We start from the raw sequence: 20,370 nt of genomic DNA on the forward strand, positions 1-20,370 counted from the left end.
TGGGGCGATCAATTGGCCCGGCACCTTGCTCGATGGTCGACCGCGTCAACGCGACGATGTGCTGTTTCACCTGCGTACTCGCTCCCCCCACGAACTGTGGCTGGTGATCGTCGATGCCTCGGCCTCGACCCGGCGTCATCAGGCGTTGAGCGATGCCAAGGGCCTGTTGGCGCAACTGTTCGACGACGCTTATCGACAGCGTGCGCGACTGGCTTTGCTGACCGCCAGCGGTCATGTGCCGAAGTGGCAGGTGCAAGGGTTGAAGGCCTCTGCGGGTTTACGCCACTGGCTCGAAGGGCTTGGGGCTGGCGGCGGTACGCCGATGCTGGCGGCACTGGGAGAAGCGGGGCACTGGTTGGCGGCACGGCAAAAGCGTTTCCCGGCAGAGCAGCAACGGCTGTTGCTGGTGACGGATGGGCGGCTGAAGGAGTGGTCGGCGTTACCGGCGCTGGATTGCCCGGGGTTGCTGATCGACATCGAGCGGGGGCCGATTCATCTTGGCCGGGCAAAGGTGTTGGCAGCGCAGCTGCAGGTTGATTATCGACATATCGATGAGCTGATTTCAGGTTGAGTTTTATGCTGACAGTGCAGGCCCCATCGCGAGCAGGCTCGCTCCCACATTTGATCTGCGGTGTTCACAAATCCCATGTGGGAGCGAGCCTGCTCGCGATGGCATCACTCGGGTATCGGATAATTACGGTGACCCCGCATCGCTGCCCTATGCTCTGTAAGCAAACCCATCACAGGAGTGACCCATGCGCGTACTAGCCCGCAATGATCAGGACGATTTCCGCGTCAAAGCCTATGCTGGCACCAACGGCGTGCTGTTGGCCATCGACCTGGCCGAACCCCGCCGTAAAGGTCTGCTGGGGTTCGCCATCGAAAAACAGCAAGGCAGCAAACCCTGGCTGTTTCTGTTCAACAGCCTGACCTTTCCCGGCAAGAACCATACGTTCCCCCAATTTCACGCCACCCCCAGCGATACCGCGCCGTTACAGAAATTTCGCTGGGCCGATTACGCGGTCAATCCGGGCGTGACGATCCATTATCGGGTTCATCTGGCCTACGGCACCGCCGATGCGCCGCAGCTGGGTGAATTTCTCGAAGTGACGCTCACCACGGACAATGGTCTGCCCAACGATCAGAGCGTGATTTTCAACCGGGCGGTGGCTGCCAGCCAGGCGTTCCAGCGCAAGTTCGCCGACCTCGATGCGCAGCTCAGCGCCAACAAGAAACTGCCCATCGAAGCCTGGCCCGACGCGCCGCGACAATGGCTGGAGAACGGCCTGCTCGCACGCTTGCTAGGGTTTATCGAACGGGCCGAGGATGGCCAGTGGGCGTTGGACATCGCGATTTATGAATACCAGTTGCAGGTGATCGTCGATGCAGTGAACGCCGCCTTCGAGCGCGGCGTAAAGGTGCGGGTCCTGTACCACGCCCAACCCGGCGAAGACACCACGGTGCTGAACGAAGCCAGCCTGGAAAAAATCCCGGCGGCGAACAAGCGGGGGCGGGTCACTCACAACATCTTTCACAACAAGTTCATCGTCCTGAGCCGGCTCGACGCAGCCGGGCAGCATCAGCCCGAATCGGTGCTGTGTGGCAGCACCAATTTCACCGCCAACGGCGTTTATCGTCAGGCTAACGTCGTGCATGTGCTGGACGACGCCCGGATCGGCGCCAGTTATCTGCAAACCTTCGAGCAGGTCTGGGCCACGCCGACAGACGTCGGCGCCACACGGGACTGGCTCACGGAACGCAATCCGATGCAGCCGGACCAGCCGCTGTTCGCCGGCTTCTCCCCGCGCTCGGGCCAGGGCGATTTGCATGAGTTCGTCGAAATCATCAACGGCGCCAAAAAAGACCTGATGTTTGTCACCGCATTCACCCTGCCGGACGAAATACTCAACGCTTTGCTCGGCCAGCCCCACGACGATATCTTGCGTTACGGCCTGCAAAACAGGGTCAGCAGCATCACCGGTTTCCACGCCGACCGCACCGCCGAATTCGCCGCCACCGCGCTGCTCAACACCGGCCTGGAAGGCTGGCTCAAGGAAAACATGAAAGGCCAGAAGGGCAACCTGCTGGTGCACACCAAAGCCATCGTCGTCGACTTCACCAGCGACTCACCGACCATCATCAGCGGCAGCCACAACCTCAGCACCGCGGCCAGCAACGGCAATGACGAGAACTACCTGATCATCCGTGGCAACACCGACCTGGCCGATCGTTACGGCCTGGAACTGCTGCGCTTCTACGAGCATTACCGGTTCCGCTACTTTGCAAAGAAACTGCAACTCAAGCAGGTCCGGCCGTTGGCTCCGGATGACAGCTGGACCGATGACTACTACCAAGAGGGCGATCTGCGGATGTTGTCGCGGCTGCGTTTTTCCGGACGATAAACAGTCTGGCGGGCTAATGCGCAACCTGTGGGAGCGGGCTTGCTCGCGAAGGCGATCGCCCAGACGACTCAAGCATTACTCATGAAACGTGCATTCAACAGCCCCTGTGCCCGAGGCGCGGTGCATAAAGTGCTGAAGGTTTTCTGCAGCCACGGCAAGTCATGACGGGGTTTGCGGGCAATCTGTTTGGGCCTGAGCTTGCCGATGTGCTTTTTGAAATCTTCTTCCAGGGTTTCTCGGGTTCCAATCCCCTTGAGCTTTTTCAGCAGTTTCCCTTCCTTGTAAAACAGCACAGTGGGTGTTCCAGTGACATCCGGATGCCGAGGGGACTCGCTCGTACTCAGCATATAGATTTGCGCATGATCCCTATATTGCTCGGCGATCGTGCGGAAAACCGGCTCGGCCATTTCGCAGGCGTAACAGTTTTTATCGCCGAAATACAGGATCACCGGGCGCCAGGTTTTGAGCACCTTGCGGTAGACCGGGGCCATGGTCGGGTGGGTGGTCATCGAACTCATTGAAATCTCCTTTTCAAAGACAATCGAAGGCCTGTTGACGTTAAAGGAGGCGAGCAAGTGGGTCTACTGGCAGAAAATACAGGTGGGTTCCGGTCTTCTTGCCTTATTTTGAATCGCTACGCCTTCAACTGTGGTGCAAGTACCCGTACGTTGTAGCCAACGGTAGCGTTCATTCAGCTGTGCATTTCGTAACGCCTTTTTCGCGCTCATGCGCATCCATTTGATTCAAAACACATTCCAATCCCCCCGGCATTCCGCCCACAACCTGTGGCACACTTTCTGCTGTCTATTCCGTTGTTACATACCTTGTTCCGGTATAGCGGAATAAACATGACCCTGGAGTGCTTGCCATGCATCGCCGACCTTCCTTGTTCAAAGCGTGTGTTTTCTTTCTCGCGGCTTCGGCCGCTGCCGTGGGTGTCGCCCAAGCGGCAGACAGCAAGCTCGACAGCGTGCTGGCCCGTGGGAAGTTGATCGTGGGCACGGGCAGTACCAATGCGCCGTGGCACTTCCAGGGAGCGGATGGCAAGTTGCAGGGGTTTGATATTGATATCGCGCGGATGGTAGCCAAAGGGTTGTTCAACGACCCGAGCAAGGTCGAGTTCGTGGTGCAGTCGTCCGATGCGCGGATTCCGAATCTGCTGACCGACAAGGTCGACATGAGTTGCCAGTTCATCACTGTGACTGCCAGCCGCGCACAGCAAGTGGCGTTCACCCTGCCGTACTACCGCGAAGGCGTGGGTCTGCTGTTGCCGGCCAACAGCAAATACAAGGAAATCGACGACCTGAAAGCTGCCGGTGACGGTGTGATCGTGGCGGTGCTGCAGAACGTGTACGCCGAAGAACTGGTGCATCAGGCGCTGCCCAAGGCCAAGGTCGATCAATACGACAGCGTGGACTTGATGTACCAGGCGGTGAACTCCGGCCGTGCCGACGCGGCGGCCACCGATCAGTCATCGGTGAAATACCTGATGGTGCAGAACCCTGGTCGCTATCGCAGCCCGGCCTATGCCTGGAGCCCACAAACCTATGCGTGCGCCGTCAAACGCGGCGATCAGGACTGGCTGAACTTCGTCAACACCGTCCTGCATGAAGGCATGACGGGCGTTGAGTTCCCGACTTATGCGGCGTCGTTCAAGCAGTGGTTCGGTGTCGATTTGCCGACCCCAGCCATCGGTTTCCCCGTCGAATACAAATGATCCCGTGAGAGCGGGGCGCCGATAACGCGCCCCGCTCAAGGTACTGCTGACCATGAACTATCAGTTGAATTTTGCCGCCGTCTGGCGCGATTTCGACACCTTGCTGGCGGGGCTCGGTCTGGGGCTTGAACTGGCGCTGGTGTCGATCGCCATCGGCTGCGTGATCGGCCTGCTGATGGCGTTTGCTTTGCTGTCGAAGCACCGCGCATTGCGGGTGCTGGCGTCGGTGTATGTGACGGTGATCCGTAATACGCCGATTCTGGTGTTGATCCTGTTGATCTACTTCGCGTTGCCGAGCCTGGGGATTCGTCTGGACAAGATTCCGTCGTTCATCATCACCCTGTCGCTGTATGCCGGGGCGTACCTGACCGAAGTGTTTCGCGGTGGTCTGTTGAGCATTCCCAAGGGGCTACGTGAAGCCGGCCTGGCCATCGGGCTCGGTGAGTGGCAGGTCAAGGCGTACATCACCGTGCCGGTGATGCTGCGCAATGTGCTGCCGGCCCTGTCGAACAACTTCATTTCGCTGTTCAAGGACACCTCGCTGGCGGCGGCGATTGCCGTGCCGGAGCTGACCTATTACGCGCGCAAGATCAATGTCGAGAGCTACCGGGTGATTGAAACCTGGCTGGTGACCACAGCGCTCTATGTTGCGGCCTGTTACCTCATTGCCATGATGCTGCGTTACCTCGAGCAGCGTCTGGCGATTCGCCGATAGGAGGCCCCCATGTACGAATCCCCCAGTTGGCTACATGAATTATGGGTGGCGCGGGAAGTCCTGTGGCAGGGCTTTCTGACCAGTGTGCAGTGCTCGGCGCTGGCGATTTTGTTGGGCACGCTGGTCGGCATCGTTGCAGGTTTAGTGCTCACCTACGGCACGTTCTGGATGCGCGCGCCGTTCCGGTTTTACGTCGACATCATTCGCGGCACGCCAGTGTTTGTATTGGTGTTGGCCTGCTTCTACATGGCGCCGACATTGGGCTGGCAAATCAGCGCATTCGGGGCCGGCACCCTGGGGCTGACACTGTTCTGCGGCTCCCACGTTGCGGAGATTGTGCGCGGCGCATTGCAGGCGCTGTCCAGAGGCCAGATGGAAGCGAGCAAGGCCATCGGCCTGACGTTTTACCAGGCGCTGGGCTACGTGTTGTTGCCCCAGGCGCTGCGGCAGATTCTGCCGACCTGGGTCAACTCGTCCACCGAGATCGTCAAGGCGTCGACCTTGTTGTCGGTGATCGGCGTCGCCGAGCTGCTGCTCAGCACCCAGCAGATCATCGCCCGGACGTTCATGACCCTGGAGTTTTACCTGTTCGCCGGATTGCTGTTTTTCGTCATCAACTACGCCATCGAATTACTCGGCCGGCACATTGAAAAGCGGGTGGCCTTGCCATGACACAAGCTCAAGTTTCGACACAGGATCAAGCGCTGCTGGACATCCGCGGCCTGCACAAACAATACGGCCAGCTCGAAGTGCTCAAGGGCGTCGACCTGACCATGCAGCGCGGCAACGTGGTCACGCTGATCGGCTCCAGCGGCTCGGGCAAGACCACGCTGCTGCGTTGCGTGAACATGCTCGAAGAGTTCCAGGGCGGGCAGATTCTGCTCGACGGCGAATCCATCGGTTATCACGAGGTCAACGGCAAGCGCGTGCGCCACCCGGAAAAAGTCATCGCCCGCCATCGGGCCATGACCGGCATGGCCTTCCAGCAATTCAATCTGTTCCCGCACCTCACTGCGTTGCAGAACGTCACCCTCGGGTTGCTCAAGGTCAAAAAGCTGCACAAGGATGAGGCGGTGGCGCTGGCGGAAAAATGGCTGGAGCGGGTAGGGCTGCTGGAACGTCGCGATCATTACCCCGGTCAGTTGTCTGGTGGCCAGCAACAGCGCGTGGCGATTGCCCGGGCGATTGCGATGAACCCGAGCCTGATGCTGTTCGATGAAGTCACCTCGGCCCTCGATCCGGAGCTGGTGGGCGAAGTGCTGAGCGTGATCAAGGGCCTGGCCGAAGACGGCATGACCATGCTGCTGGTGACCCACGAAATGCGCTTTGCCTTCGAGGTGTCGGACAAGATCGTGTTCATGAATCAGGGGCGGATCGAAGAGCAGGGGCCACCCAAGGCATTGTTCGAACGCCCGCAGTCGCCGCGACTGGCAGAATTTCTCAAGAGTACCCGCTTTTAAGCATTCACTTTTTTAATCAGGAGAAACACTCATGAGCATTACTCGTTACGGCACCGGTAGCACCGCCGGTGGCGGCCAGCCCCGTCCTTTCGCCCGTGCCGTCGAAGCTGATGGCTGGTTGCACGTGTCTGGCCAGGTGCCGGCGGTGGATGGCGAAATCATCGTGGGCGGGATTGTCGAGCAGACTCACCAGACCATGAAAAATCTGATTGCGATTCTGGAAGAGGCCGGATATGGGCTCGAAGATGTGGTCCGTACCGGCGTGTGGCTGGAGGACCCGCGGGATTTCTGGAGTTTCAACAAGGTGTTCTCCGAGTACTTCAAAAGTGAACACGCCCCGGCCCGGGCCTGTGTACAGGCGAACATGATGGTCGATTGCAAGGTCGAGATTGATTGCATTGCCTACAAGAAGAAGGCCTGAACCGCGGCGCGCCCATCGCGGGCAAGCCACGCTCCCACAGGGATTGATGATGTGCCTGCAATCTGTGGCAGCACATAGAACCCTGTGGGAGCGGGCTTGCCCTCGAAGGCGGCCTAACGGTCGCCACCGCACTCTGGGTAAACTCCCGGCACTTTGAATGGGAACCTGAAGACATGACCGAAGACACCATCAAGCGCCGGGCTCGCGGTCTGGATCGGGCGTTCGACATCCTCGATTTCCTCAAGGAAATCGGCCAGCCCCTGCGCCCGAATGAGATCGCCAGCGGCATCGGCAGCCCGAAATCCACGGTCTATGAACTGGTCGCGTCCTTATTGGAGCGGCGCATCCTCGAGCCCGTGGGCAAGGACGGTCACGTTTACCTCGGTCGTCAGCTGTACTTCCTCGGGCAGGCGCACTTGCGTCATTTCGACCTGGCCCGCGAGGCGGATCATGCCTTGCAGGAAATCGTCAGCCAGACCCGCGAAACCGCGCAGATGTGCCTGCTCAACGGGCGCAAATACACCGTGGCGTTGATGAAAGAGGGCGAGCGGCATTTCCGTATTTCCTCGGACATCGGCGAGAACGCGCCAATCCCCTGGACCGCGTCCGGGCGCCTGCTGCTGGCGCACCTGAGCGATCAGGAAATCGTCGATTTGATCGACCCCGACGACTTCATCCTGCCCGACGGCGAACGCCTGCCGCTGGAGCGGTTTCTCGAGGAAATCCGCCAGGCCGGTATCGATGGGTTCTTTTCCTTCGACAGCGTCGCCGACACCTTTACCCATTGCTTCGCCGCCCCGGTCAAAGACCCGAACGGCGTGGCCATCGCGACCCTGTGCATCGTCGCCCCACGGGCCGATGCGAAGAACAATTACAACGACTATCGTCGGGTGTTGATCGACAGCGCCAACAGTCTCGCCCGGCGTATCAACGAATAACGGCGGCTGCCTGCGGCCGCGTGTGTGAGGAGATCGACCATGTCTACTGCCATCAATACCGCCGCCGTGGAGAAGGGCGACGCCCAAACCGGCGCCAATCTGGTGCGGGACGTCAGCCTGCCGGCGCTGGTGCTGCACCGCGACGCGCTGGAACACAACATTCGCTGGATGCAGGACTTCGTCAGCAACAGCGGCGCGGAACTGGCGCCCCACGGCAAAACCAGCATGACCCCGGCGCTGTTTCGTCGCCAACTGGACGCCGGTGCCTGGGGCATCACCCTGGCCAGTGCCACGCAAACCCGCGCGGCTTACGCCCATGGCGTGCGCCGGGTATTGATGGCAAACCAGTTGGTCGGCACGCCGAACATGGCGCTGATCGCCGATCTGCTGGCCGATCCGACCTTCGATTTCTACTGCATGGTCGATCACCCGGATAACGTCGCGGACCTCGGCGCGTATTTCGCTTCGCGCGGCGTGCGCCTGAACGTGATGATCGAGTATGGCGTAGTCGGCGGTCGTTGCGGTTGCCGCACCGAAGCCGAAGTGCTGGCGCTGGCCAAGGCTATCGTCGCTCAACCGGCATTGGCGCTGACCGGCATCGAGGGCTACGAAGGGGTGATTCATGGCGATCACGCGGTGAGCGGCATCCGCGAATTCGCCGCCTCCCTGGTGCGTCTGGCGGTGCAGTTGCAGGACAGCGGCGCGTTCGCCATTGCCAAGCCGATCATCACGGCGTCGGGTTCGGCCTGGTACGACCTGATCGCCGAGTCGTTCGAAGCGCAGAATGCCGGCGGGCGTTTTCTCAGCGTGTTGCGCCCCGGCAGTTACGTGGCCCACGACCATGGCATTTACAAAGAAGCGCAATGTTGTGTGCTCGACCGTCGTAGCGACCTGCACGAAGGTTTGCGCCCGGCGCTGGAAGTCTGGGCTCACGTGCAGTCGTTGCCGGAGCCGGGTTTTGCGGTGATCGCCCTGGGCAAACGCGACGTCGCCTACGACGCCGGTTTGCCGGTGCCGTTGCTGCGTTACAAGGCTGGTGTGGTGCCGGCAACCGGCGATGATGTGAGTGCCTGCAAGGTGACGGCAGTGATGGACCAGCATGCGTTCATGACCGTGGCGCCGGGGATTGAGTTACGGGTGGGCGATATCATTTCGTTCGGTACTTCGCACCCGTGCCTGACGTTCGACAAGTGGCGTATTGGGTGTCTGGTGGATGAGCAACTGAATGTCATCGAAACCATGGAAACCTGTTTTTAAGGTTCCGGACCGAGGTGCGGCCATCGCGGGCAAGCCCGCTCTCACAGGTTTTTTGGTGTGGTTGCAATTTGTGGCAATTCACAAATCCCTGTGGGAGCGGGCTTGCCCGCGATGACGGCCTACCAAACAACATCGCAATACCAGAGCCCCCACAACCATGAACAATATCAGCCCCCTCGGCCCCAACTCCCCGCGCATCGCCCTGATTGGCGAGTGCATGATCGAATTGCAGCAGCGCGCCGATGGCACGCTGCAACAAAGCTTCGGCGGCGATACCCTGAACACCGCGGTCTATCTGGCCCGTGAGCTGGGCGATGGCGGCACGGTGGATTACGTCACCGCCCTGGGCGATGACAGTTTCAGCGATGCGATGTGCCAGAGTTGGGCCAGCGAAAACATTGGCCTGGGCATGGTCCAGCGTTTGCCCGGTCGCTTGCCCGGCCTGTATTGCATCCAGACCGACGCGGCCGGCGAGCGGCGTTTTCTCTACTGGCGCAATGAAGCGGCAGTGCGCGATTGCTTCACCACCCCGGCGGCCGCGCCGATCCTGGCGGCGCTACCGGATTACGACGTGTTGTATTTCAGCGGCATCACCTTGGCGGTGCTCGGTGTGCAGGGGCGGGAAAAACTTCTGGAAACCCTGATCGAAGCCCGGCAGCGGGATGCGCGGATCGTGTTCGACAACAATTATCGACCACGCCTGTGGGCCTCGATCGAGGACGCGCGGGCGGCTTATCGCAGCGTTTTGCCCTATATCGATTTGGCGTTGCTGACGGTTGACGACGAGCAAGCGCTGTTCCACTTTTCCGATTGCGCGGCAGTGTTTGCCGCTTACGAACAGATGGGCACGCCCGAAGTGGTGCTCAAGCGCGGTGCCGAGGCGTGTCTGATTCGCTGTGACGGTGAGTCGTTCGAAGTGCCGGCGCAGGTGGTCGAACGGGTGGTGGACACCACGGCGGCGGGGGATTCGTTCAGCGCGGCGTATCTGGCGTGTCGGCTTGAGGGTGGAAGCCCGGTCGAGGCTGCCGAGGCCGGGCATCGGTTGGCGAGTCGGGTGATTCAAGTGCCGGGGGCGTTGATCCCGAGATAAGCGGTGGATGGCCGCTTGCTGCGCAACCGGATCGCGGGCAAGCCCGCTCCCACAGGGATTTGTGAGTTACCCACGATTGCAGTCACATCACCGCACCCTGTGGGAGCGGGCTTGCCCGCGATGAGGCCCTGAAGCCAACCCCTCAATCTCGGTAAAACACCTGCACCAGGTGATACCCGAACTTGCTCTTGATCGGCCCATGCACCACCCGCAGCGGTTTTTTGAAGATCACCGCATCGATCGCCCCGACCATCTGCCCGGGCCGTACTTCGCCAAGATCCCCGCCGCGTTTGCCGGACGGGCACGTGGAGTATTTCTTGGCCAGCACATCGAAGGCTTCGCCCTTGGCGATGCGTTGTTTGAGCTGCTCGGCTTCTTCCGAGGTCTTCACCAGAATATGGCGGGCTTGGGCTTTCATTGGCAGTACCTTGCAACGGTGGTGGCTATGTTGGTGCCAGCGTGGGCGCGCGATTATGCCTTAACTCAGCTGGCTTGGCCGATCATCGTGCGAATCTTGTTGGCCAACAGGTCAATGGAAAAGGGTTTGGCCACCATGTCCATGCCTTCCTCCAGAAAACCCTGGCGTTCGGTGGCCTTCTCCGCATAAGCGGTCATGAACAGCACCTTGAGGTCCGGGCGGTGCTGACGAGCGATTTCCGCCAGTTGCCGACCGTTCATGCCCGGCAGCCCGACATCGGTCACCAGCAGATCGACCCGCAGGTCGGATTCCAGCAAGGGCAGGGCGCTCTTCGCGTCTTCGGCTTCATGGGCGTGATAACCCAGTTCATTGAGCAGGTCGAGCACCAGCATGCGCACCGCCGGATCGTCTTCCACCAACACCACGGTTTCACCGGCAACCGCTGCCGGTGTTTCGCCGGTGACCGGCACCAACGTGGGTTCCGGCACCGCGACGTGCAACCGTGGCAAATACAGGCGAACGCAGGTGCCCTGGCCCGGCAGGCTGTGCAGGCTGACGTGCCCGCCCGACTGCTGGGCGAAACCATAGATCATCGACAGTCCAAGGCCGGTGCCCTGGCCGATAGGTTTGGTGGTGAAGAACGGGTCGAAGGCCTTGGCCAATACCGACGGGGTCATGCCGGCGCCATTGTCGCTGACGGCAATCATCAGGTAATCCCCGGCCCTGACCGGTTCCAGGGGAGTGATGTCGCTGCCGTCGAGGTGAACGTTGGCGGTTTCGATCAACAACTCGCCGCCATCGGGCATCGCATCCCGGGCATTGATGACGAGGTTGAGCAAGGCGTTTTCCAGTTGACTGACGTCAGTGCTGACCGGCCAGACCTCATCGGCCAGCTTCAGTCTGAGTTCGATGTGATCGCCCTTGGTCCGGCTGAGCAAGTCTTCCAGAGAATGCACCAGATGATTGGCATTCAGCGGCTTGCGATCCAGCGACTGACGCCGGGAGAACGCCAGCAGGCGATGGGTCAAGGCGGCGGCGCGGTGGGCCGAGGACACCGCGGCCTCGGTGAAGCGACCGACCTCGGCGGCACGCCCGTCGGCGATGTAGCGTTGCATCAAATCGAGACTGCCGATGATCCCGGTGAGCATGTTGTTGAAGTCATGGGCGATGCCGCCGGTGAGCTGTCCGACCGCTTCCATTTTCTGCGCATGCCGCAAGGCATCTTCGGCACGCTCGCGCTCGAACATCTCGTTCTGCAGCCGCTGGTTGGCTTCGGCCAGTTGCCGGGTGCGGGCGCTCACACGTTCTTCAAGGGTTTCGTTGAGGTTGCGCAGGGCTTCTTCAGTCTGTTTGCGCTCGGTCTCGTCGATCACGAAGATGTAGAAACCATTCACCGCGCCGTCCGCGCCATGGCGTGGCAGGTAGTTCATCAAGGCCTGGCGGGTGCTGCCATCGCGGTGCGCGGCGCTGATGCTGAAACTGCAGGCCTTGCCTTTCAACGCCTCGGCAATGTATTCGGCGCGCAGGGCATAGGCTTCGTCGCCCAGCACTTCACGGACGGTGCGGCCGTAAAGCTCCTGGGGCGTCAGGCCGTACCATTCCAGGTAGGCGGCATTATTGAGGCGAAAGCGCTCCTCGCTGTCCACATAACTGATCAGGATCGGCATGGCGTTGATGATCAGTTGCAGCTCGGTCTGGCTCTGGCGCAAGGCCTGTTCGATGTGTTTGCGTTCGGTCAGGTCCAGCGCCGCGCCGAGGAAACGGATCGGCCGGCCATGGTGGTCCTTGTAGCAACGGCCTCGGGCAAACACCCAGCGCAACTGGCCGTCGGCTTGCAGCAAGCGATATTCCTCGGCGTATTCGCTGCCATGGGTGATGCAGTGCTTGATGCTGCGGGCAATCATCGCGCGGTCTTGCGGGTGTACGCCGTGGAGGTAATCGCTGATGGGCAACTGGCTGGCCAGGCCTGCGTCGATGCCATGCAATTGGGCGAAATGGGCGTCGGCGATGAAACGGTCTTCGCCGATGTCCCAGTCCCAAGTGCCGACGGCATCGGTGGCGGCCAGCGCCAGTTGTAGGCGCTGCTCGGTTTCCTGCTGGGCCTTGAGGCTGGCGGCGGAGCGTTGCTCAAGTTCCAGAGCGATGCGGCGGCGTTCGTTGGTTTCGATGGCCGTGACCAGAATCCCGGCGACCTCAGCGTTTTCATTGCGAATGGGACTGTAGGTCAAATCCAGCCAGAAGTCGGAATCTCGCCCGTCGCGCTGCAAGGTAAAGCGCTGTTCGCTGTAGGTTCGCACCTGGCCCTGTAGGACGGCGCTGTAAATCGGGTCGGTAAAGTCTTTGAGTTCAGGCCAGATCAGGTGTGTCGGCTGTCCGAAAGCGTGAGGGTGTTTGCTGCCGGCGAGGAAGGCGAAGCCGTCGTTGTAGATCTGGGTGAGCTGCGGGCCCCACAGTAACAGCATCGGCATCGGTGAATGAATAACGATATCCACGGCGGTGCGCAGGCTCTGCGGCCAGTGATCGGCGGCGCCCAGCGGGTTGCTTGTCCAGTCCAGTCGGGCAATCAGGGCCTGGGCATCGCTGGCGGTTGGTGGTGCGTTCATCAACATGTCCTGCGCGTGAGTCAGTGTGGCGGCGTCTACTATCCTTGCAGGGCGGTAGACGCTGGATGACCCGTTTTGGGTCATTTTTTCAATTGAATGCTTCGCGGGTGTTTTTTGCCATGGAAATCGATGCACTGTTGCAAATTCTGGCCAGCCGCAATGGCTCCGATCTTTACCTGTCCACGGGCGCGCCACCCAGCGCGAAATTTGACGGTGTGCTCAAACCCCTGGCCGAGCAACCGTTCAAGCCGGGAGAAGTGGCAGCCATCGCCGCGTCCATCATGGACGCCGAACAGCGCCTGGAGTTCGATCGGGACCTGGAAATGAACCTGGCGCTTTCCCTGCCCGGGGTCGGGCGTTTCCGGCTCAGTATCTTCAAGCAGCGCAATGATGTGTCGATTGTGGCGCGCAACATCAAACTCGACATTCCACGTTTTGAAGACCTCAAGCTGCCGCCAGTGCTGCTCGAAACCGTGATGCTCAAACAGGGGCTGATACTGTTCGTCGGTTCGACCGGTTCGGGTAAGTCGACTTCGCTGGCGGCGCTGATCGATTACCGCAATCGCCACAGCAGCGGCCATATCATCACCATCGAAGACCCGGTCGAGTTCATCCATCGGCACAAGAAGTCTATCGTCAATCAGCGTGAGGTTGGCGTCGATACCCGCAGTTTTCATGCCGCGTTGAAAAATACCCTGCGCCAGGCACCGGACGTGGTGCTGATCGGCGAGATCCGAGACCGCGAAACCATGGAGCACGCGCTGGCGTTTGCCGATACCGGTCATCTGGTGATTTCCACCTTGCATGCGCATAACGCCAATCAGGCGTTGGATCGGGTGATCAATTTCTTTCCCGAAGAGCGCCGTGGGCAGTTGCTCAACGACCTGGGTAACAACCTCAAGGCGTTTGTTTCCCAGCGTTTGGTGCGCACCCGCGATGGGCAACGCCGGGCAGCGGTGGAAGTGATGGTGGGCACGCCGACTATCGGCGACCTGATCCGGCGCAACGAGTTTGGCGAGCTCAAGGGGATCATGGAGAAGTCTTCGGAGGCGGGGATGCAGACGTTTGACGGGGCACTGTTCGCGCTGTTTGCCGAGGGCGCGATCGATGAGGCAGAGGCGCTGAAACATGCGGACTCGGTGAACAACTTGCGCCTGCGCCTGAAAATGCACGCCGAGGCCACGCCCGGGCCCCATACACCGCCGGGTGAATGGGGTTTGGTGGACTAATGCCGGCAACGACGATCAAATGTGGGAGCGGGCTTGCTCGCGAAAGCGGTCTATCAGCCAACATCAATGTTGAATGTGAAATCGTCTTCGCGAGCAAGCCCGCTCCCACAGGGGGTCTACGTTTCAATCGTTCAATTCGGGGCGGTCGCGAAACTGCTCCAGCGCTTCGGGATTGGCCAGTGCATCGGTGTTCTTCACCTTCTGGCCATGCACCAAATTCCTCACCGCCAGCTCGACCACCTTGCCGCTGATGGTCCGCGGAATGTCCGTCACCGCGACAATCTTCGCCGGTACATGCCGTGGTGTGGTGTTGGCGCGGATGACCTGGCGAATCTGTTGTTGCAGGGCTTCGTCCAGCTCGACGCCATCACGCAACTTCACAAACAGCACCACTCGCACGTCATCCTGCCATTGCTGACCGATGGCCACGCTGTCCAGCACCTGCGGGACTTTCTCCACCTGACGGTAGATTTCCGCCGTGCCGATGCGTACGCCGCCGGGGTTGAGCACCGCGTCGGAGCGGCCGTGGATCAGCATGCCGCCGTGAGGCAGTTGCTCGGCGTAATCGCCCTGGGCCCAGACGCCGGGGAACAGGCTGAAATAGGATTTTCGTAGCTTCTCCCCGTCAGCGTCATGCCATAAGCCGATGGGCATCGCCGGAAAATGTCGGGTGCACACCAGCTCACCTTTTTCGCCGATCACAGGTTGCCCGGCGTCGTTCCACACTTCGACCGCCATGCCCAGGCTCTTGCACTGCATCTCGCCACGGCGTACCGGCAGCACCGGATTGCCGATCACAAAGCACGAAACGATGTCGGTGCCGCCGGACATCGAAGACAGGCACAGGTCGGACTTGAACGCGCGATAGACGTAATCGAAGCTTTGCGGCGACAGCGCGGAACCGGTGGACAGCACGGTTTTCAGGCTGCTCAGGTCATGACTTTCGCACGGCTTCACGCCGTTGCTTTCCAGTGCGGTGAGGAACTTGGGGCTGGTGCCGAAGACGTTGATGCGTTCGTCGTCGATCAGGTCAATCAAGCGCTCCGGACCTGGATGAAATGGCGAGCCGTCGTACAGCACCACAGCGCTGCCGACAGCGAGGGCCGAAACCAGCCAGTTCCACATCATCCAGCCGCAGGTGGTGTAGTAGAACAAACGGTCGCCGGCGCCGAGATCGGTGTGCAGACCATGTTCTTTGACATGTTGCAGCAGCACGCCGCCGGTACTGTGAACAATGCATTTCGGCACGCCGGTGGTGCCGCTGGAATAGAGGATGTACAGCGGATGGGCAAAGGGCACGGACACGAATTGCGGCTCGCCGCCCGGGTCGTAAAAATCGTCCCACAGCGTGACGTTGGCCTGGCTATGGAAGTCCTCGATGCGCGCCTCGGGTCGTGCGTAAGGCACGACGATCAACTGCTGCAAGGACGGCAGTTGTCCCAGGATTTCATTGACCTTGGTGGTCTGGTCGATCTCTTTGCCGGTGTAGCGGTACCCGGCGCAGGTGATCAGCACTTTCGGCTCGATCTGGCCGAAGCGGTCGATCACCCCGTGGGTACCGAAGTCGGGTGAAGAACAGGACCAGATCGCGCCCAGACTGGTGGTGCCAAGCATCGCCACCAGGGTTTGCCAGGTGTTCGGCATGCACGCGGCCACGCGGTCGCCAAGGCCGACACCGGCGGCTTTCAGGCCGTTTTGAAAACCGGCGACATGGCTCGCGAGTTCGGCCCAGGTCAGTTGTTCCCGTTGGCCGTTTTCGCCGATGGCCACCACTGCCACGGCATCGTCGCGACGGCGCAGCAAGTGCTCGGCGAAATTCAGCGTGGCGCCGGGGAACCACTGGGCGCCGGGCATTTGTGCGCCCTCTATCAGCACCGCGTCTGGCTGATCGTGAAAACGGATGTCGAAGAAATCGACGATCGCCTGCCAGAAAGCTGCCCTCTGATCGATGCTCCATTGGTGCAAGGCAGGGTAGCCGGCGATCTCAAGGGTATGGCGCTGATTGACGAAGCGCCGGAAGGCCTCCATGCGGGTCTTGCCGATGCGCTCGGTGCCGGGTTGCCAGAGAATGTCGGACATGGCTTGGCCTCTCTCGTTCCCACGCTCTGCGTGGGAATGCCTCAATGGACGCTCCGCGTCCGCTTTGGGACGCGGAGCGTCCCGGGCTGCATTCCCACGCAGAGCGTGGGAATGATCATGCAGGCTGGCGACTGGTTACTGCGCCAACCACCCACCATCAATATTCCACGCAGCGCCCCGCACTTGGCTACCGGCTTCGCTGCATAAAAACAGCACCAACTCACCCAGCTGCGGCGGGGTCACGAACTCCAGCGACGGCTGCTTCTCGGCCAGCAAATCATGTTGCGCCTGCTGCGGCTCGATCCCGGTCGCGGCGCGATCATCGATCTGCTTCTGCACCAGCGGCGTCAGCACCCAACCCGGGCAGATGGCGTTGCAAGTGACGTTCGTCGTAGCGGTTTCCAGACCGACCACCTTGGTCAGGCCGATCACACCATGCTTGGCCGCGACGTACGCCGCCTTACCCACCGAACCGACCTGGCCATGCACCGAAGCGATGTTGATGATCCGTCCCCAGCCCTTGGTGCGCATGCCCGGCAAGCTCAAACGGGTGCTGTGAAACACCGACGACAGGTTGATCGCAATGATCGAGTCCCAGCGCTCCACCGGAAAATCTTCCACCGACGCCACGTGCTGGATGCCCGCGTTGTTGACCAGGATATCCACGCCGCCGAACTCACGCTCGGCGTACTCGATCATGTCGGCGATCTGCGCCGCGTCGCTGACGTCGGCTGGATGATGGCCGACCTTGCCGCCGAATTGCTCCACTTCGGCAATCACCCTGGAGGCATCGCCGAAACCGTTGAGAATCAAGTTGGCGCCGGCCTTGGCCAGGCTCAGGGCGATCCCCAGGCCAATGCCGCTGGTGGAACCGGTGACCAGTGCGGTCTTGCCCGAAAGAGTCGTCATGAATACCTCACACAATGCCAGTGGCGTAGAAAGTACCGATCACCACAAAAACAGCGAGTGTCTTGATCAGCGTAATACAGAAAATGTCTTTGTAGGCCTCGCGGTGGGTCAAGCCGGTGACGGCCAGCAAGGTAATCACCGCGCCGTTGTGCGGCAGGGTGTCCATGCCGCCACTGGCCATCGCGGCAACCCGGTGCAGCACTTCCAGCGGAATATTGGCAGCGTGGGCGGCACTGATGAAGCTCTCGGACATCGCCGCCAGGGCGATGCTCATGCCGCCCGACGCCGAACCGGTGATACCGGCCAGCAGAGTCACGGTAATCGCTTCGTTGACCAGCGGGTTGGGAATGCTCTTGAGCCAGCCGGACAGCACCAGAAAGCCGGGCAACGAGGCGATCACCGCACCGAAACCGTATTCCGACGCGGTGTTCATCGCCGCCAGCAACGCGCCGCTGACCGCACTTTTACTGCCTTCGGCCAACTTGCCGCGAATCGCCTGAAAGCCGAACACCAGCACCATGATGATGCCCACCAGCAAGGCCGCCTGGACCGCCCAGATCGCCGTCAGCTTGGCGATATCGGTGGTCACGGGAGCGGCCATGCCCGGCAGTGAGAGGCTGTGAGTCTTGCCATACCACACTGGAATCCAGCGGGTGAACAGCAGGTTCATCAGGCCCACCATCAACAGTGGCGACAGCGCGATCCACGGGTTGGGCAGTTGGATGTCCGGCGCGGTTTCCGGCTCGTTGCGCAGCTCTGAACCATAACCTTCACCGCTGTGCTGGGCCTTGTTGCGCTGGCGTTGAAGAAACAGCATGCCGGCGCAGAACACGAAAATCGTGCCGATCACCCCCAGCCACGGCGCCGCCCAGGCGGTGGTGTTGAAGAAGGTGCTGGGGATGATGTTCTGGATCTGCGGCGTGCCGGGCAGGGCATCCATGGTGAACGAGAATGCGCCGAGGGCGATGGTCGCCGGGATCAGGCGCTTGGGGATATTGCTCTGACGGAACATCTCGGCGGCAAACGGGTAGACCGCAAACACCACCACAAACAGCGATACGCCGCCGTAAGTGAGCAGGGCACAGACCAATACGATCACCAGCATCGCCTGGCGAGTGCCGAGCAAGCGAATCGCCGCCGCGACGATGGAGCGGGAGAAACCCGACAGCTCGATCAGTTTGCCGAACACGGCACCGAGCAGGAATACCGGGAAATACAGTTTGACGAAGCCGACCATTTTTTCCATGAACACCCCGGTGAAGACAGGGGCAACGGCGGAAGGGTCGGTAAGCAGGACGGCGCCGAGGGCGGCGATCGGGGCAAAGAGGATAACGCTGTAGCCACGGTAAGCAGCCACCATCAGCAGCGTGAGGGCTGCCAAGGCAATGATCACACTCATGGTGTGTCTCCTTCGATTGTTATTTTTGTAGGGTGAAGCTTTGTGGGAGAGGGCTTTAGCGAGTTTCGTGCCAGTCTGTTAACGCGTTGAAATATAAGGAGATTATCTATTTTCAGGGTGGGATTTGAATTAATTATCTCTATTTTGAGACTTCTATTGACTGGTCTGCCCCTTTCGCGAGCAAGCCCGCTCCTGCAGTTTGACCGAGTCGCTCAATGGAATGCGGTCGAATGTGGGAGCGGGCTTGCTCGCGAAGAGCGCGCAGCGCTCACGAGGCTATGTCTAATAATTGAGATTAATGTCTCTTCATTGAGACTCGGCAATCCCCAACGCCACCATTTTCTTGTACAAGGTCGATCGCCCCAACCCCAACCGCGCCGCCGCTTCGATCACCTTCCCGCCGCATTGCACGAGGGTGGATTCAATCAACTGCCGATCAAACCGCTCGCGAGCCTCACTGAAGGTTTCATGGGCAATCGGCTCAAGGGGCAGAGGCGCTGCACGCTCTACCGGCGTAAAGCTACCAATCGCCGCACGGATATCCGTCGCGTTCAGCATCAAATCATCACTGAGCAACGCCGCGCGTTCCAGCACGTTGCGCAGTTCCCGAATGTTCCCCGGCCAGGCGTGTTGCCCCAACAAATCCAGGGCTTCGCGGTTCAGTTCATGCTGACTGCGCAGTTCCTCGAGAATGGCTTCACTGAGGGCCGGCAGGTCGTCGAGGCGATCACGCAGGGGCGGGACCTGGATCGGCAGCACGTTGAGGCGGTAATACAAATCGGCGCGAAACTCGCCGCGTTTGATCGCTGCTTCCAGATCGGTGGAGGTGGCTGCGATCACCCGTACATCGCTCTGAATCACTTCGTTGGAGCCCACCGGCTCGAACTCCTTTTCCTGCAGTACACGCAGCAGCTTGCTTTGCAGTGGCAGCGGCATGTCGCCGATTTCGTCGAGAAACAGTGTGCCACCCTGGGCGATTTGCAACTTGCCGGTGCGACCCTTGCGATCGGCCCCGGTGAACGCGCCGGGTGCTGTGCCGAAGAACTCGGCTTCCAGCAGCGATTCGGGAATCGCCGCGCTGTTGATGCTGACGAAGGCTTTGTGGGCTCGAGGCGATGCACCGTGGATCGCCTGGGCCAGCAGCTCCTTGCCGGTACCGGTTTCGCCGAGCAACAACACCGGTGACTCGGCACTGGCACTGCGCCGGGCGCGGCGTTTGACTTCCAGGCTGGCGGCACTGGTGCCAATGAAATGGGCGAAGTTGTACTTGGTTTGTCGTGCACGCAGCAACGAACGGGTCGATGCCAGTTCTTCCTGCATGCTCAGGTAGCGCTTAAGCATTGGCGAAAGGCTGCGCAATTCGTCGAACAGGGCAAAACCGATGGCGCCGATCACCGCGCCTGCGTCGTCGTGAATCGGCAGGCGCATCACCACCAGCGGTTCCTTGGGGGTGTCCTGCATGTCCAGCAGGATCGGTCGTCCGGTGCGCACCACCTCACGCAACAGGCTGCCGGGGATCACGCTTTCACAGGCCCTGCCGATGGCACCTGAGGCCGACTCCAGACCGAACCGCCGGGCATAACGCTCGTTCATCCAGACGATGTTCGCGTCACGGTCGACAATCACCGTGCCTTCGCTCGATTGCTCGATGATTTCGAACAGCGAACGGATCGCCAGGGTGCGAACGCGCTGGTAGTCCTTGAGGCTTTCGGTGGTGTTCATGGGTGTCCTAT

The 20,370-nt window shown here is 60.6% G+C and carries 18 protein-coding genes; 11 read left to right on the forward strand and 7 right to left on the reverse strand.

All coding sequences use genetic code 11. From position 1 onward, the window contains the following. The first annotated feature begins 25 nt into the window (after positions 1 to 25). Positions 26 to 571, forward strand: coding sequence for a VWA domain-containing protein (locus tag LOY38_RS12410; RefSeq protein ID WP_258700258.1), 546 nt, complete (start codon positions 26 to 28; stop codon positions 569 to 571). 184 nt (positions 572 to 755) lie between these two features. Beyond that, complete coding sequence (locus LOY38_RS12415) at positions 756 to 2,402, forward strand: phospholipase D-like domain-containing protein (RefSeq protein WP_258700259.1); 1,647 nt, start codon at positions 756 to 758, stop codon at positions 2,400 to 2,402. Positions 2,403 to 2,470: 68 nt separating this feature from the next. On the opposite strand, the gene LOY38_RS12420 is transcribed toward LOY38_RS12415, so the two are convergent. Further along, positions 2,471 to 2,920 (reverse strand): co-chaperone YbbN, encoded by a 450-nt coding sequence (locus tag LOY38_RS12420; RefSeq protein WP_258700716.1) that lies wholly within the window; start codon positions 2,918 to 2,920, stop codon positions 2,471 to 2,473. A 350-nt stretch (positions 2,921 to 3,270) separates the two neighbouring features. Here LOY38_RS12420 and LOY38_RS12425 point away from each other — a divergent pair, with 350 nt between their 5' ends. The 8 genes from LOY38_RS12425 (at position 3,271) to LOY38_RS12460 (ending at position 10,000) form a co-directional block, all read left to right on the forward strand. After that, positions 3,271 to 4,119, forward strand: a complete 849-nt coding sequence (locus LOY38_RS12425) for a transporter substrate-binding domain-containing protein (protein ID WP_258700260.1) — start codon at positions 3,271 to 3,273, stop codon at positions 4,117 to 4,119. A 52-nt stretch (positions 4,120 to 4,171) separates the two neighbouring features. Continuing rightward, on the forward strand, positions 4,172 to 4,834 hold the full coding sequence (locus LOY38_RS12430; protein WP_105341167.1) for an amino acid ABC transporter permease: 663 nt from the start codon (positions 4,172 to 4,174) through the stop codon (positions 4,832 to 4,834). Between the two features lie 9 nt (positions 4,835 to 4,843). After that, positions 4,844 to 5,506: an amino acid ABC transporter permease gene (locus LOY38_RS12435; RefSeq protein WP_258700261.1), complete on the forward strand. Its 663-nt coding sequence runs from the start codon at positions 4,844 to 4,846 to the stop codon at positions 5,504 to 5,506. Next, positions 5,503 to 6,294, forward strand: a complete 792-nt coding sequence (locus LOY38_RS12440) for an amino acid ABC transporter ATP-binding protein (RefSeq protein ID WP_258700262.1) — start codon at positions 5,503 to 5,505, stop codon at positions 6,292 to 6,294. The genes LOY38_RS12435 and LOY38_RS12440 overlap by 4 nt, the downstream gene beginning before the upstream one ends. Positions 6,295 to 6,325: 31 nt before the next feature. Beyond that, a complete protein-coding gene (locus LOY38_RS12445; protein WP_018927658.1) occupies positions 6,326 to 6,715 on the forward strand; it encodes a RidA family protein in 390 nt (129 codons plus the stop codon). 173 nt (positions 6,716 to 6,888) lie between these two features. After that, positions 6,889 to 7,653: an IclR family transcriptional regulator gene (locus LOY38_RS12450; protein ID WP_258700263.1), complete on the forward strand. Its 765-nt coding sequence runs from the start codon at positions 6,889 to 6,891 to the stop codon at positions 7,651 to 7,653. 39 nt (positions 7,654 to 7,692) lie between these two features. Continuing rightward, positions 7,693 to 8,910 (forward strand): amino acid deaminase, encoded by a 1,218-nt coding sequence (locus LOY38_RS12455; RefSeq protein WP_258700264.1) that lies wholly within the window; start codon positions 7,693 to 7,695, stop codon positions 8,908 to 8,910. A 157-nt stretch (positions 8,911 to 9,067) separates the two neighbouring features. Further along, the gene (locus LOY38_RS12460; protein WP_258700265.1) at positions 9,068 to 10,000 is read left to right on the forward strand and encodes a sugar kinase; all 933 of its coding nucleotides are present in this window, start codon (positions 9,068 to 9,070) and stop codon (positions 9,998 to 10,000) included. Positions 10,001 to 10,142: 142 nt separating this feature from the next. Here LOY38_RS12460 and LOY38_RS12465 read toward each other — a convergent pair whose 3' ends face one another. Both LOY38_RS12465 and LOY38_RS12470 read right to left on the reverse strand, forming a co-directional pair. Continuing rightward, complete coding sequence (locus LOY38_RS12465; protein WP_007933743.1) at positions 10,143 to 10,418, reverse strand: peptidylprolyl isomerase; 276 nt, start codon at positions 10,416 to 10,418, stop codon at positions 10,143 to 10,145. Between the two features lie 65 nt (positions 10,419 to 10,483). Continuing rightward, positions 10,484 to 13,021, reverse strand: a complete 2,538-nt coding sequence (locus LOY38_RS12470) for a PAS domain S-box protein (protein WP_258700266.1) — start codon at positions 13,019 to 13,021, stop codon at positions 10,484 to 10,486. Positions 13,022 to 13,140: 119 nt separating this feature from the next. Between LOY38_RS12470 and LOY38_RS12475 the strand changes: the two genes are divergently transcribed. Continuing rightward, entirely contained in the window at positions 13,141 to 14,250 is a 1,110-nt protein-coding gene (locus LOY38_RS12475) for a PilT/PilU family type 4a pilus ATPase (RefSeq protein ID WP_258700267.1), read from the forward strand. Positions 14,251 to 14,373: 123 nt separating this feature from the next. Here the strand turns inward: LOY38_RS12475 and LOY38_RS12480 are convergent, their stop codons facing one another. From LOY38_RS12480 to LOY38_RS12495, 4 genes are all read right to left on the reverse strand, one after another. Further along, complete coding sequence (locus LOY38_RS12480) at positions 14,374 to 16,329, reverse strand: acetoacetate--CoA ligase (protein ID WP_258700268.1); 1,956 nt, start codon at positions 16,327 to 16,329, stop codon at positions 14,374 to 14,376. A 135-nt stretch (positions 16,330 to 16,464) separates the two neighbouring features. Next, entirely contained in the window at positions 16,465 to 17,238 is a 774-nt protein-coding gene (hbdH, locus tag LOY38_RS12485; RefSeq protein ID WP_095055191.1) for a 3-hydroxybutyrate dehydrogenase, read from the reverse strand. 7 nt (positions 17,239 to 17,245) lie between these two features. After that, entirely contained in the window at positions 17,246 to 18,637 is a 1,392-nt protein-coding gene (locus LOY38_RS12490; protein ID WP_258700269.1) for a GntP family permease, read from the reverse strand. A gap of 306 nt (positions 18,638 to 18,943) precedes the next feature. After that, positions 18,944 to 20,359 (reverse strand): sigma-54-dependent Fis family transcriptional regulator, encoded by a 1,416-nt coding sequence (locus tag LOY38_RS12495; protein WP_258700270.1) that lies wholly within the window; start codon positions 20,357 to 20,359, stop codon positions 18,944 to 18,946. Between the last annotated feature and the right edge of the window lie 11 nt (positions 20,360 to 20,370).

It is taken from the genome of Pseudomonas sp. B21-015 (assembly GCF_024749285.1).
Classification (GTDB): Bacteria; Pseudomonadota; Gammaproteobacteria; order Pseudomonadales; family Pseudomonadaceae; genus Aquipseudomonas.